The organism is Paenibacillus harenae DSM 16969 (assembly GCF_000422465.1).
GTDB classification, from domain to species: Bacteria; Bacillota; Bacilli; order Paenibacillales; family Paenibacillaceae; genus Pristimantibacillus; species Pristimantibacillus harenae.
The window spans coordinates 1078276-1092496 of sequence record NZ_KE383842.1 but is presented as its reverse complement, the minus strand read 5'-3'; the positions used below and the strand labels follow the sequence as shown (position 1 = coordinate 1092496).

The window sequence follows — 14221 nt, the reverse complement described above, 5'->3', positions numbered from 1 at the left end:
TCGATATAAAAATGCTAATACTTAATATAGCACAAAAAAGAGCCGCAATTGAACGGCTCTTCATTACTTGCAGTTTTTGTCCTGCTATTGTAAGCGTAAAGGGATAATGGCTACCGTTGACGTTTTAAAGCCGGGCATTTTACAATTCGGATCCAGCTCCGGGCTCGTTGCCTTATTCACGTTCTGCGCCCCGCCCCAATGCATGGGTACGAACAGGCTGTCTTCTCTTATTTTATCCGTATAGCGGCTCTTCGCATGGAAGCTGCCTCTGCGGGAGCGGACCTCCACCCATTCGCCGTCTTCGATTTTATATTTCTTCGCCGTGAGAGGGTGCAGCTCGATAAAGTTATCCACGCTGCGCGCGGCTAATGAAGGGCTTCTCCGTGTCTGGACGCCGGTTAAATAATGCGAGAGCACCCTCCCGTTCGTCATCGTAAGCGGGTAATCATCGTCCGGCGTCTCCTGCGGCTGACCGCTTGGGACGGGGAAGAAAACAGCCCTGCCGTCCGCATGGGCGAAAGTCCGCTCGAACATCATTCCGTTCGATACGCTGCTGTCCGTCGAAGGACAAGGCCAGTAAACTCCGCCTTCCTTACGCAGCCTCTCGTACGTAATGCCGTAATAGTCGGCTAATCCGCCCCGGCTTGCTTCCCGCAGCTCGTTAAAGATGTCTTCCGCGGACCGGAAGGCGAAATAGGAGGATTTTCCAAGGCCGGCTGCAAGCTCGCATAAAATTTCCCAGTCGTGACGCGTCTCGCCGGGCGGAGTCAGCTTGGATTCTCTCAAGAGCACGCGGCCTTCCAGATTCGTCAGCGTCCCGTCATTTTCCAGATAGGCGGTTACCGGCAGAACGACGTCGGCCATCCTTGCCGTCTCCGACAGGAACATATCCGCTACCGCAAGGAAGTCAACCTTCGCCAGCCCTTCCTCTACCAAATCGGCATTCGGGTTCGAGACGACGGGATTTGATCCCATTACGAATAAGGAACGTATGGTTCCTTGATGGACAAGCTCCATCATTTCGTAGGCGGAGACGCCTTTCCCCGGCAGCTCGGCCGGATCGATCCCCCATACGCCTGCGACATAGGCGCGATCCTGTTCATTGTCGATGGATCGGTAACCCGGCAGTTGATCGCTCTTCTGACCGTGCTCCCTGCCGCCCTGCCCGTTCCCTTGACCGGTGACGGCGCCGTAACCGCAGCCGGGCTTGCCGATTTTCCCGGTTGCCAGCACCATGTTCAAGAAATTGCGCACGGCGACATGGCCGTCCGTCTGCTGCTCGACTCCCCTGGCCGTGAAAATGATTCCGGTATCCGCCTTTCCGTAAGCGACGGCCGCTTTCTGAATCGCTTCCTTAGCCAATCCGGTCATTTCCGCTATTTCATCCAATTGAATGGAGGACAGATGCTCCTCCAATTCAGCAAAGCCTTTCGTCCGCTTGGCTATAAAGTTCGGATCCATCAGCTTCTCATCCAGCAGCACCTTTAGCAGTCCATTGGACAAAGCCGCGTCCGTGCCCGGCCTAATTTGCAAATGAATGTCGGCCAGCGCCGCAGTCGCGGTCTCGCGCGGATCAATCACGATTATCGTAGCCCCGTTTTCCTTGGCTCTCGTAAAGTATGGCATCAAGGTAGGCTGGCATTCCGCAATATTCGTGCCCGCCAGAATGATGCAGCGGGCAAGCGGAATATCCGATAACCGGCACGTTAATCCGCGGTCTACCCCGAATGTTTTGTTTCCGGCGGAGGCTGCCGCCGACATGCAGAAACGCCCGTTGTAATCAATATATTTAGTGCCTAACGCCACTCTGGCGAATTTTCCGAGCAGATATGCGGATTCGTTCGTGAGCGAGCCGCCCCCGTATAAGCCGACGGCATCGGGACCATACTGCTGTTGGACAGTAATGAAATTGTCCCGGATTTTCCTCAGCGCTTCCTTCCAAGTCGCCGGAACAAGCTTCCCGTCCTTCTTTACCATCGGATGCAACAGCCGTTCGGCGCTTGTCAGATGCTGATGCGCGTTCATCCCCTTTACGCATAGCCGCCCTTCTGACGCGGCGTTTGGAATTCCTTCAACGGCATATGCAGGGCGCAAAGACTGGGAAGAGGCCGGCTGCTGAGTAATCCGAATTTTGCACTGAACGCTGCAGAACGGACATTGGGTATCGACTTGAAGACTTTCCTGCTCTGAAGACAACTTACTGGATAATAGCGGCATAGCTCTCACCGGGCCTTTCCTCGTTTTTCATCAATAGCTCCGAAGCCTTTGCTCTTATAAGCAGGTCGCGGCGGTAACCGGCATCGTACAGTGTCTCTCTTATCTCAACGATACCCGCTTTCTCCAGCCACTTCCACATCGCCTCTCCGAATTCGGCTCTTTCCCGGTACAGCTGCAGGCAAGAAACCGCAAGCGCCAACGCTTCCTCCTCGGTCTCGGCAAGTCCGACCAGCTGCCCCTGCTTTACCGGATGCTCTGCATGTCCTGCCGCATAGATCTCCCAGCCGGCCGGCGTTCCTGTAATGCCGATATCTCGAACAAGGATTCCGGCAGGCTGCCCTATTCCAGTCGTAACGGATGCATTTACGGGCGCTGGGAAGAATTGACCGTCCCAAACCTGATAGAGCGCCGTTCCGAGGGAACGCGAGTCGAATCGCTGAGTCCTCTCCGCCTTCTCGTCCGTCACAATCCCGACCGATAAGCCGAACTGCTCCTTGACCAAGCCGTGACCTGCTGTGCCGCCCGCCGTTTCCTTTCCGTTTAGAGCCAAATAATAAGCCACGGCCGGCAGGCAGCGGCTGCATCCGGCCGCATTGAACCATCCAAGCGCAAGCATCGTTTCTTGCGGTGTGGAGACCGCCGATTCGGCGATAGCGGATCTCAGCTGCTCATGGCTGAGGGTTGTGCAGCCGCATACTGCCGGTTCTTCCTTCACCATAGCCGTTTTTCCTTGGCGAATGGCATGCTTGACTACGGCCGCAACCATCTGGCGACAGCCCCCGCAGGAGCTGGATGCCTTCGTCCGGTCCCGGACCTGCTCCGCCGTTTGTAAGCCACCCTCGATAACGGCTTCCACAATGGCAGCTTTGCTGACAGCATTGCAAGCGCAGACCGATTCGCGGTCCGGCATTTTGGCGGCTGTATCGTCGAGCTCGCCGCTCTCGTTACCGCTAACGGCCGCCTGAAGCGCCGTGACGGGGGCTTCCCGTTTCACCAGCTCAAGCAGCTTCGTACCTTCAGCCGTATTGCCGTATAGAATGGCGCCTCGGACGGTTCCGGATTTCATCGTCACTTTCTTGTAGGTGCCGTTCACGCCGTCATACTGCTGCAGGGCGGTCTCGGCTTCCGTCTCGCGGATCTCTCCGGCCGAGAACACCTCGACGCCGGAAACCTTCAGCTGCGCATAAGGCACGGAGCCTGTATAAGGAGGCGTTTCCCTGCCGCAAATGACCGAGGCAAGAACCTTTCCTTGCTCGTAAAGCGGCGCTACAAGTCCATAAGCGATTCCGCGGTGCTCCGCGCATTCGCCCACGGCGTAAATGCCCGGCACGCTCGTACGCATATAATCGTCGACGAGAATCGCTCTATTCGTCTCGATGCCGCTTCTTCGCGCAAGCTCGGCATTCGGCCGGATGCCGACGGAAACAACGATCAGATCGGCCTCAAGCGTTGATCCGCCCGAGAATCGCACGCCTTTTGCCCGATTTAATCCTGTAATGCTTTCCGTCTCCTTGTTCAGCCAGAAACGCATCCCCTGCTGCTCCAGTTCCTTGCGCAGCAATTCGGCAGACATCCGGTCGAGCTGGCGGTTCATCAAGTAGGAAGCATTGTGGATGACATCCGTCTCCATCCCGAGATTAAGCAGCCCTCGCGCCGCTTCCAAACCGAGTAAACCTCCGCCGATGACAGCCGCTTTGCGGTATTTTTTCGCATAATTCATCATGGTCTTGCAATCTTCAATATTTCGGAACGAAATGACGCCGGATTTATGAATGCCTGCGATCGGCGGGATGAATGCGGATGATCCGGTCGCGATAATGAGGGCATCGTACTCGGCGCGTATGCCGGATTGCGTCTCGATTATACGCGAATCGGGATGAATGCGGACAACCGTCTCTCCGGTATACAACCGGATATCCCGCTCTGCGTACCACGACCAATCGTTAATCGTAATATCGTCGATCGAGGAATCTCCCTGAAGCACCTTCGACAGAAGAATCCGGTTATAATTCGGATGCGGCTCGCTTCCGAAAACAGTAATTTGGTAAAGACCCGGATCAAGCTTATAAATTTCTTCCACACATTTGATACCTGCCATGCCGTTGCCGATAACGACCAGTTTTTTTCTCTCCATCATGTCTCACATCCACTCTTGCTATTTCATATACCTCACTATTCATGTCACATTACCTCGAAAATAACCAGTAAAAGCCCTTTCCCTTTCGAGGGGAAAAGGCATCATTGCCGTAAGAATTAGCACGACGCTGTGCTGAACTCCATGTATATGTAAGATTAGTGCAAATTGCGAGTTATGTCAATATAGCTAACAAAAAATCATATTCGCATTATATAAATAATTTTGTGTCAGATATATTTACATGCACATTACGCCAATTTATAATTCGAGAGTGGATGACAATCCTGTATCCCCTTATACGTAAATGGATGCACAATGGCGTGCTTACGATGGCAATGCGGCCGCAATTCCTACCTTATTAAGGTTGGATTGCGGCCTTTTGGATTTGAGGTTAATCATAAAAAGGAGAGATTTGGATGATGGAGAAAAAAGGATTTTGGCAAAGCGGTCACAAGCCTACACTGTTCAGCGCATTTTTGTATTTCGACGTAAGCTTTATGATCTGGGTGTTAATCGGTCCCCTCGCCGTTATTATTGCGGCCGACTACCCAATGGATCCCGTGCAAAAAGCGAATTTGGTTGCACTGCCTATTCTTGGCGGATCTATTCTAAGACTGGTGCTGGGCTTTATGACCGATTACATCGGTCCGAAGAGAACGGCTCAGATCGGTATGCTCTTAACGCTGGTCCCTCTTATTATGGGATGGAAATTCGTTCATTCGCTCGACCAGCTGTACATCGTAGCACTCCTGCTCGGCTTCGCCGGCGCATCCTTTGCCGCGGCATTGCCTCTCGCCAGCCAATGGTATACAAAGGAACATCAAAGCTTAGCGATGGGGATAGCTGGAGCCGATAACAGCGGCACCGTCATATCAACGCTGTTCGCTAACCGTCTTGCGCAGCATTACGGCAGCTGGGAAGTTGTTTTTGGCCTTGCGATCATTCCGATCGCCGTCGTCTTTATTTTGTTCACGATTTTTGCCAAAAATAGTCCGAACCTTCCTGCTCCAAAGACACTCTCGCAATATGCGCGAGTATTGAGTCAGGGAGATGCCTGGGTGTTCTGCACTTTCTACTGCGTCACATTCGGCGGTTTTGTCGGACTCTCCAACTATTTAACGATCTTCTTCAACACGGAATACGGACTTGCTCCGGTTCGCGCAGCTGATTTCACTACATTCTGCGTTATAGCGGGCAGCTTCTTCCGCCCGGTCGGCGGCTATTTGTCAGACAAGATCGGCGGAACCCGGATGTTAACCATATTGTACGGCGGGGCCGGGATCATGCTGGCTGCAGTCGCGACAATCCCTCCGCTGCCTGTCGTCCTTATCATCTTATTCGTCGGCATGATGTGTCTGGGAGCCGGCAACGGTTCGGTATTCCAGCTTGTCCCTCAACGCTTCGGCAACGAGCTGGGACTGATGACCGGCATAATCGGTGCAGCCGGCGGTCTTGGCAGCTATGCGCTGCCGCTCGTTCTCGGTAAATTATATCAATCAACCGGCTCGTATGCGCCAGGCTTCCTGATCTTAAGCGGCGTTACGCTGTGCTCGCTTATCCTGCTGACCGTTATGCAGCTGAGCTGGCGCAACAAATGGATGGATAAAGGCGGCAAAGCCCGCTTGGAGCCGATTACAGAGCAATTAAACGTATAAACTTTAATTTTCAATAAGAACAAGAGCCCCGATGCAGAAGCGTGTCCGCTTTCGCATCGGGGCTCTTGTCAGCTTTCTTCACGTGTATGCCATTCGATCAGGTTTATGAACGTTTACCCGATTCTAAAACGTTTGTAATAAATTCGGATTTGGCCGCCGTATAAGCCTCCCGGTCCTCCTTGTAATCCGCAGCCAGCTTTTCCTTCAGCTCCGCATATCGCTTTGAGAGGTTTGGCTGTTCCCGCAGTATATTTCGGAACTGCAGCTGTTTCCCCCATCGTTCTTCCGTATCTAACATCAGATGAAGATGCGCAACTCTTTTGTCATTTTTCACTTTCACAAAAAACCTTCTCCACGGCTGTCCGTCAAGCTCGGGCGGAACGTAATGCCATTCGCTTCCGCTTAATTTGCGGGCGATGCGTTCGATATCCGAATAGGTTGCAATTTGAGCCATGAGGTCGATAATCGGCTTCGCGGCAAGAGCGGTAACCGAAGTGCTTCCTATATGCTCGATCTCCGTTACACCATACGAAGACAGAAGCCTCAGCAATTGCATGCGTTCAAGCTCCCCTTTTTCCAGCCACTTCGGATCATGCTCCACGATTTCTACCGCTTCCACCGCCCATTTGGGCCAATTTGGATTATGCTGATTGCTCATTGATCCACATCCTTACCCGTTATCGTATTTTATAAAAAACGGCCGATTGCCTCATCATCCCAAACCTGAGCTTCGATATACCGTTCGGGACCTTTGCTGCCGTCTTCGTTCCATTCCTGAGGCAAACCATAAACACGAATGACTTCCAGTATTTCTTGTTTGGTATATACCTGTTCCCGATAAGGCCTGCCATCGGCGTATCTCATGGTTGGGAATAAATCGCCATATGTAAAACTAACCGAATCTTCATGGAATTGGTCCAAATCGATGACAATTTCACCGCTTTGTTTGTACCAGCTGCGAAGCCAAACGCATTCTCCCATTGTCATATAGTGTGGATAGCGTTTCCGTGGACGCCCGCCCTTCGCAACAAATAACTCCCGCGCCCTTTGTTCCAAATCCCGCCGGATTTCTAAATAATCATCTGTCCGTTTGCCGGCAAACACCTGACCCTCTCTCCTCAATCGTGCCAGCAGTTGCGATGCGTCCTCTAAAGGGAGACTTGATAAATTTTTGAAAGGGCCTTGCTCCTTCTCGAAATAGTGAAACAATGAATAGGTCATCCGTCGCTCACCCCCACCTCCCATATTATATTAGCACGCCTTTTCGTTGCATACAAAAAAAGGAAGCGCAGAGGACTATTTCCCCTATTGGCGCTCCCTACATGCTAGCCGATAAAATGGGCGATTTGTTCATTCACCTCATCCTTCTGCTCCCAGAACAATCCGTGTCCGCTGCTGTCAAGCCATACCAGCTTGGATCCGGGAATGCTTTCATGGAGAACCATTGCCAACTGCGGCTTGACGATTTCATCATGGATGCCTTGAAGAATTAATGTGGGGACCATGATGCCGGCAATATCCGAGAATAAGGTTTCTTCCCGAAGGGATACAAGAACGGCGGAAGTAGAATAACCTGCCGCCAACAGGTTGATCTGGAAGAACCAATCCGCGAACGGCCCTCCGACATTTTGGAAGAAAAACGTATCATTCAGATCATGCAGCATTTTAGGGCGGTTATTCTCCGTCGCTTCAATGAGCTGGTCCACCTCTTCCTTGCGCAGGCCGTACGGGAAGTTTGGACGCTGGATAAAGCTTGGAGCCGCAGCCGCCAATAGAATAAGCTTGGATACGCCATGTCCGGCATGCCGCCCCATATACCGGATCGAGATCGCTCCACCGACCGAATGCCCGACTAGAATAAAACGATCAAGCTTAAGCGTATCCACGACGCTTCTCACATCATCCGCCAAGCAATCAAAAGAGAAACCGTCCCACGGCTTATCGGAATGGCCGAAGCCTCTAAGATCGATCGCGATGCAGCGGTAGCCTAATGCGGGAAGCACGTTGAATTGATACTCGAACAGCCGGTGGTCCGCCGGCCAGCCGTGAATAAACAAGAGTGTTTGCTTTCCGTCCGGGTTAACGTCCTCGACAAATATTTTCACGTCCTGCTCTACGGCAACATAATATCCCACGTGTATTCCTCCATTACGATGCATTGAATCCATAATCAGGATACTCATGCGGATTGAAATGGGTGAATACCCAGGAACCGCAGCCGGTATTCCGTGCTTTGTTAGACACGTATGCTTGGAGGTTATGTCGTTAATTATTTATTTTCTCACGGCATGTTCTGACAATCTTTACGTACAGCATCTGCTAATATGGAAAACAGGTTGTCCATCATAGAATAGGAGTGCTGCCATGAATACGATATCGAATGAGCATTTTACGAACGAAACGATTGCGTTTGACGGATTTAGCTTTATCGGCTGTACGTTTACGAACTGCGTTATTATTATTACGACCTTGCATTTCAACTTCGAACGATGCTCGTTTTATGAATCCACGCTGCATGTCAATCCGGAGCTGTCTATCTTTGAAATCTCGCACAGGCTCTCGCAATCAACTTATGACAGCGGTACCAATTGCTTCCGCGATGATTACAAGTTTCCAAGAACGATGCTGAAACTGCCCGCCGGTTCCGTTCATTAACGCAAAGAAGACCGCCAAGCTTGGCGGTCTTCTTGATTTGCAGGGAATTTCCTTATGTGTTCTGCTTTCTCCCGGTAAACAGCAGCATGACAAAGGAAATGACCACGATAACGATCGTCCAGGCCCATGCCATAACCTCATTGCCGGAATCAACGGCTACATAGATTGCGGTCGGAATCGTCTGTGTCCTGCCGGGAATATTCCCGGCAATCATGAGCGTTGCGCCGAATTCGCCAAGCGCCCGGGCAAAGCCTAACAAATAAGCTGTCACGATAAAGCGTTGCGCCAGCGGAATGGTAATATGCCGGAACACCTGCCATTCGCTCGCGCCCATGGAGCGCGCCGACTCCTCCAGATGTCTGTCGACCGATGCGAAGCCGGCCTTCATCGATTGATAGACGAGAGGAAAGGCGACGACAACGGCGGCAATGACTCCCGCTCCCCAAGAGAAAACGATCGGAGCGGAAAACAGCCATTCCGCGAGGCGGCCAATCCAGCTTCTGCGCCCCAGTAAAACCAGCAGCAGAAAGCCGACGACCGTCGGCGGCAGAACCATCGGCAGCATAAAGACGGTCTCGAGCAGCGTCTTCCCTTTGAACGTTTTTTTGGACATCATCCAGGCAGCGGCCATCCCGATGACGGCGGTTACGATACTGGCAATTAAAGCGATCTGCAGCGATAATCGGATAGGCGGCCACAGCTGCAGCCAATCCTGCCCAGCCATCATCATGACGGGATGGTGAAGCCAACGTCGAGGGCTTCTTCCGATCGGAGTAAGCTATAGTAATTCTCCGCGCCCTCGCGGAGCTTCGTTGCATTCATGATACCGACGGAGTAATCAACCGTGCTGCAAGCGGCTGAATCTACAATAAAAGCGATTTCCGCATGCACGGAGGATAAAGCAACCGTTGTTCGATTCAAGACTCGCCACCTCTATTTCGAATAAGACCACAAGTTATCTAAGACTTATTATAGAGGCGTTTTATCGGAAGTAAAGCATGCTTGTCCTATTGTTTGATAAAAAAAGGACAAGCAGCTATTTGCCGCCTGCCCTTCGTTTTTATTAGACAACATCCGTCAGCTGATTGCGGCTGTGGCCGTCAAGCTCCTTCCAGTCCGCGATCTCGCATCTTTTCCCGTTGATGTCTGTCAGGATAATGCGGTTCCCGCTTGGAAACTGTAAATGCTCATGTAAATTCCGCATGGCAAGCCGCGTTGGGCCCAGATTCGTTTGGAGCTCCCAGAGCCATAAATCGCTTTTTTGCTTTACGCTGTCCACCCGGGTCACCCTCGGCAAAAAATAACGAAATTGCAGCTCCCGCTCGATTTCTTTCAAGCTCTCTTCATCCAGCTCCGCAATATCCTCGACGATACACAACTCTTCGCCTTTGGCATCTCGAATCGAAATGAACTGCGTCGTATAGATGAAAGGAAAAGCCCGGTATACGATCAGCTCGTCATACGGCTTTCCGTTAACGATACCTTGGAATACACCGCCTGGACCCCGGCTGAAGATCAAGCGGTCCGGATCGGCAATCGTAATGTCATATTTGTCTTTATCGGCATTCATCAACCCTCGACCCCCTTGATCTTCGAAAGCTCCTGCTGCGCTTCCACGAGCTTATGGTAAGCGCCCTTGCGCTCCAATAGCTCCTCATGGGTGCCGACCTCGACGATTTTGCCCCGTTCCAGCACAACCAGCCGATCCGCGTTGCGAAGCGTCGACAGCCGGTGCGCAATGGCAAACGTTGTCCGCCCTTCGATCAGCCGGGTAATCGCCTCCTGGATCTGCCTCTCCGTCTCGGTATCTACGGATGCCGTCGCTTCGTCCAAAATAAGAATGCGGGGATCATGGATGATGGCGCGCGCAATCGATACGCGCTGCTTCTCGCCGCCGGATAAGCGATGTCCCCGCTCGCCAACGCGTGTGTCATAGCCGTCCGGCAGCCTGACAATGAAATCATGCGCATTCGCAATCTTGGCCGCCCGCATAATATCTACCGGGGTAGCGTCCGGCTTGGAATAGGCGATATTCTCGGCGATTGTGCCGTCGAAGAGGAAGGTCTCCTGCAGAACGACTCCGATTTGCTTGCGCAGGTCGGATTGGCTGATTCTCCGCAGATCAACGCCGTCAATGCTGATCGAGCCTTCATCGGTATCGTAGAACCGGCAAATCATATTAATAAAAGTCGATTTCCCCGCGCCGGAATGGCCGACTAGACCAATCATTTCCCCGGGCTTGACACGCAGGTTAATGTCCTTGATAACGGGATGATGCTTCTCATACCCGTACGTAACCTTGTCGAATGCGACCTCGCCCTTGATTTTGCCGATCGGGACGGGGTCACGGACATCCGGCACCTCCGAGGGGGTATCCATAATCTCGAATACGCGATCCGCCGCGGAGAGCGCATTGCTTGCCCAGTTAATCATCTGGCTCACCCATTGCAGCGGCCCGAACAGCATGGTCAAATAGGCGATAAGCGCCATTAAAGTACCGAGCTGCAGCTCATCCTGCAGTACCGACCGGCCGCCGTTATACCAAATTAGAAGCGTACCTAATCCGGCAATAAAGGAAAATAACGGGAACATCCCCTGCCATAAGCCTTCGATCCGAATGTTATGGCGGACGACCTCGCGGTTGGCTTCCGAGTAGCGGGACATTTCCGTCGCTTCCTGGCCGAACGCCTTCACGACGCGCACGCCTTGAAGGGAATCGCCCACCAGCACATTCAGCCGGAAGATCGACCGCCACTGCTGATACCAGCGCCTTCCGATCTTCGGCCACAGCTTCATGGAGACGATCACCATAAAAGGCATAGGAAGCAGCGCGAATAAGGTCAATTTCCAATCCAGGCTGAACATGATGACGAATATGGCGATCACCCGGAGCGACTCGCCGCTTACCCAGATGACCCCGTCGGTCATAAACTGCCGCATCGCTTCCGAGTCGCTGTTCACCCTGCCGATGAACTGCGAGGTTTGCCTTCGGTCGAAGAAAGCAAGCGACAGCCGCATAAGCGAGCTGTAAATATCCTTCCGCAAATCGCCCATTAATTTGGATCCGACCCAAACCCCGATTAACCCCCGTACCGTCTGCATAACCGTTAAAATAAGCGAGGTTACGCCTAAACCCGCCACGATCATGAGCAGCGTGCTCCCCATATCCTTCGGCTGCAGCACGTCGTCGATCATAACCTTGGTCAAATAAGGCGGAATGAGCTCAATTAACGTAGTTAATACGAGCAGGAAGCCCGCGCCAATCATTTGAAGCTTGTAGGGCTTCGCGTACTTCAGCATACGGGCAATGACCTTGCCGTTGTTTTTGCAGATCGGGCATACTTGGGTTCCTTCAGAGAGCGGATTATCGCAGGTTGGACAATACCGTGGAAACTCTTTCTCGGATACGGCCGGCCTATCCTCGCCCTTGGCTATTGCCGTTAACAACTTGGCGGCGAAACCGAACAGCGACGATAACGCTGCCGTATAACGCGCAAGCACGACCGGTCCTTGGCCGGTATCGGCAAGCAATGTGCCTCCGCCGACGCCGTTTACGGCTCGCGCTTCCTTTAAATCCTTCATGATTATCTTTAATAATTGTAATCCGTCACTCTCCCAGAGCGTTATTTCCTGCTCCGTGAAAGCCATCCACTGCTCACCGAAATGACCGTTGTTCCGAAGGTCCGACTTTGCGCTAAACAGCGGCTCTTGTTCGAATTGCGCCCGGATTGGATCCGGGAGCCTCTCTGCGATTGACATATCGATCCTCCATCAGCGGTTCATTGACTAACGCGCCTTCACGATAATTTTGCGTATACTCTCGCCCGACAGATGAAATTTGCGCTCCAGTTCGGCAACGGACTCTCCATTCGAATAACATTTGTAAATTTCCTTGTTTCGTTCGGCAAGCATCTTTCGAGTTCCGCTGACCTCCCCCCAATGAGCCCGCTGCTCCTTTGGCTTGGGGATATAGATCAGATCACCCTGGATATATTTCTGAAGCTCCATCAGCAAACTAGGGGGAAGCACGTCTCTTCCATTTTTGTAATTCACGGTATAAATCCTCCTCAAACAGGCTTAGCTTGGTTTGCAATTCGTTAACGGCATTAATTAACATTGTTGCATCCTCCTTTCGTTGGTTTAAATGTTTATTTCCCCATAAAAACAAAAATCCCGTGGATACGAATGCTTCCACAGGTACACTTGCGCAAATCATTCCTACCTGGTCGTGAGTTTATTAGGTTAATAGTTAACCACCTTAATTGTGTTCGACATATACTCGTCCTCCTTCCATGATTTTATGTAAAGACACTTCTAAAGTATAAAGAAAGCCTTTTCAAATGACAAGAAATTTTTAACAATAATCCCATCGGGATCGGGGTTGATTATGCCTTTCTAACAAATAGGAGGCCTCGCGGCCTCCCACCTAATCGGCGTCTCCGTTAAACGGAGACCACCTCAAAGTTTGTAATCAAAATCGATCAGCTCCTTTCCTTGGAATTCGTCGGCCCGACACCATCAGTATACGCCCTCAGGACCGTCTTGCGAAAGTGAAAGAATATCTATAAAAAAAACTTTACCAAAAAAGCAGTGATGACAAGCAGAAACGACTATCGGCGTCGGCTAAACTTATAAAGGTAAAGCTGCCCTAAGCGGCAGCTTGTCGTACAGTGTCGGGGCCAAAGCCCGCGCGTATGGTTCTTGAACGAGCCGGTTGCTGAAGCTGCGCGTTCTGCACCATAGCGGTCGCAATGGCCGGGTCAACCGCATCCTGAAGCGCCAGCTTAATGAGCAGTGCTGTATTGCCGGATTGAAAGGCCGCTGCGAAAGCGCTGAGAAATCCTTTCATCCCCTCATCCTGCGGCAAGGAAACGGTGCCTTCCTCCAGGTCCCTCTTCAACCCGCCAAGCGCTTCTCTCGCCCGGTGCAGCGCAGCCTTCACGGCTCCAATCGAGGTATGAAGCTGCTCCGCAGACTCCGCCGCCGAATAGCCGAGAACGTCCCTTAGAAGGAATACTGCCATTTGCAGCGGAGACAAGTGCGTCATCAAGCCGTAAAGGATTTCCTCCACTTCCTCAGTCGGCTCTTCCAGGCAAACCTCCGTTTGCTCCCAGCCGCTTAGTATCCGGTTCAACCTGCCATTCCTGCGCGTTTGATCGACCCATGTATTTTTGGCAATGCGCAGCAGCAGAGCTTCAAGATTGTTATGATTCACGAGGTTCGTCGTCTTCAATCCTTTATACAGCGTCTCTTGAGCTAGATCCTCTGCATCCCAGCTCGACTTGGTTAAGGATAGGCAGTAACGGTGAACGACGGATTGCAGCTGCTCGATGTTTTTGGATTCCACTTTCGTTTGATTGACCTTCCTGGAAGGCACGGGCATATTCTTAACCTCCTAACCGTATAACGAAGCGGTTCCCGCTTCTGAACGTATACCTCCGGCTTTGGCCTTTATCTATGTAAACGATTATAGCTTATGAAAGGATACGCCAAAAGCGTAAATATTTTTTCCGTACCTTTTTGGAGGATTCATTCGTTTACCGGGGGAAAGCGAATA

Annotated in this window: 13 protein-coding genes; 2 read left to right on the top strand and 11 right to left on the bottom strand. The window is 51.9% G+C overall.

From position 1 onward, the window contains the following. Positions 1-84: 84 nt before the first annotated feature. Together nasC and nirB are read right to left on the bottom strand one after the other, a co-directional pair. Positions 85-2217 (bottom strand): assimilatory nitrate reductase catalytic subunit NasC, encoded by a 2133-nt coding sequence (nasC, locus tag H581_RS0115400; RefSeq protein ID WP_036718669.1) that lies wholly within the window; start codon positions 2215-2217, stop codon positions 85-87. After that, positions 2198-4354 carry a nitrite reductase large subunit NirB gene (gene nirB, locus H581_RS34150; RefSeq protein WP_051250827.1) on the bottom strand — a complete coding sequence of 719 codons (2157 nt, stop codon included), beginning with the start codon at positions 4352-4354 and terminating at the stop codon, positions 2198-2200. Before nirB ends, nasC begins: the two co-directional genes overlap by 20 nt. 419 nt (positions 4355-4773) lie before the next feature. Between nirB and H581_RS34145 the strand changes: the two genes are divergently transcribed. Further along, positions 4774-6009, top strand: a complete 1236-nt coding sequence (locus H581_RS34145; RefSeq protein WP_051251028.1) for a nitrate/nitrite transporter — start codon at positions 4774-4776, stop codon at positions 6007-6009. Between the two features lie 103 nt (positions 6010-6112). Here H581_RS34145 and H581_RS0115385 read toward each other — a convergent pair whose 3' ends face one another. The 3 genes from H581_RS0115385 to H581_RS0115375 all read right to left on the bottom strand — a co-directional run bounded on the left by H581_RS0115385 (position 6113) and on the right by H581_RS0115375 (position 8144). Beyond that, a complete protein-coding gene (locus H581_RS0115385; protein ID WP_028610792.1) occupies positions 6113-6667 on the bottom strand; it encodes a GrpB family protein in 555 nt (184 codons plus the stop codon). A gap of 29 nt (positions 6668-6696) precedes the next feature. Then, positions 6697-7230, bottom strand: a complete 534-nt coding sequence (locus H581_RS0115380) for a hypothetical protein (protein ID WP_028610791.1) — start codon at positions 7228-7230, stop codon at positions 6697-6699. A gap of 104 nt (positions 7231-7334) precedes the next feature. Further along, entirely contained in the window at positions 7335-8144 is an 810-nt protein-coding gene (locus H581_RS0115375) for an alpha/beta fold hydrolase (protein ID WP_028610790.1), read from the bottom strand. Between the two features lie 229 nt (positions 8145-8373). Here H581_RS0115375 and H581_RS0115370 point away from each other — a divergent pair, with 229 nt between their 5' ends. Continuing rightward, complete coding sequence (locus H581_RS0115370; RefSeq protein ID WP_028610789.1) at positions 8374-8664, top strand: hypothetical protein; 291 nt, start codon at positions 8374-8376, stop codon at positions 8662-8664. A gap of 52 nt (positions 8665-8716) precedes the next feature. On the opposite strand, the gene modB is transcribed toward H581_RS0115370, so the two are convergent. The 6 genes from modB to H581_RS0115340 all read right to left on the bottom strand — a co-directional run bounded on the left by modB (position 8717) and on the right by H581_RS0115340 (position 14047). Next, entirely contained in the window at positions 8717-9394 is a 678-nt protein-coding gene (modB, locus tag H581_RS0115365) for a molybdate ABC transporter permease subunit (protein WP_028610788.1), read from the bottom strand. Then, positions 9391-9585, bottom strand: coding sequence for a hypothetical protein (locus H581_RS0115360; RefSeq protein ID WP_028610787.1), 195 nt, complete (start codon positions 9583-9585; stop codon positions 9391-9393). The genes modB and H581_RS0115360 overlap by 4 nt, the downstream gene beginning before the upstream one ends. Before the next feature lie 142 nt (positions 9586-9727). Further along, positions 9728-10234 carry a DUF1854 domain-containing protein gene (locus H581_RS0115355; RefSeq protein ID WP_036718666.1) on the bottom strand — a complete coding sequence of 169 codons (507 nt, stop codon included), beginning with the start codon at positions 10232-10234 and terminating at the stop codon, positions 9728-9730. Next, complete coding sequence (locus H581_RS0115350) at positions 10234-12423, bottom strand: ABC transporter ATP-binding protein (protein ID WP_028610785.1); 2190 nt, start codon at positions 12421-12423, stop codon at positions 10234-10236. Before H581_RS0115350 ends, H581_RS0115355 begins: the two co-directional genes overlap by 1 nt. 27 nt (positions 12424-12450) lie before the next feature. Continuing rightward, on the bottom strand, positions 12451-12717 hold the full coding sequence (locus H581_RS0115345) for a CD3324 family protein (RefSeq protein ID WP_028610784.1): 267 nt from the start codon (positions 12715-12717) through the stop codon (positions 12451-12453). Between the two features lie 595 nt (positions 12718-13312). After that, the gene (locus H581_RS0115340; RefSeq protein ID WP_028610783.1) at positions 13313-14047 is read right to left on the bottom strand and encodes a sigma-70 family RNA polymerase sigma factor; all 735 of its coding nucleotides are present in this window, start codon (positions 14045-14047) and stop codon (positions 13313-13315) included. Positions 14048-14221 lie beyond the last annotated feature (174 nt).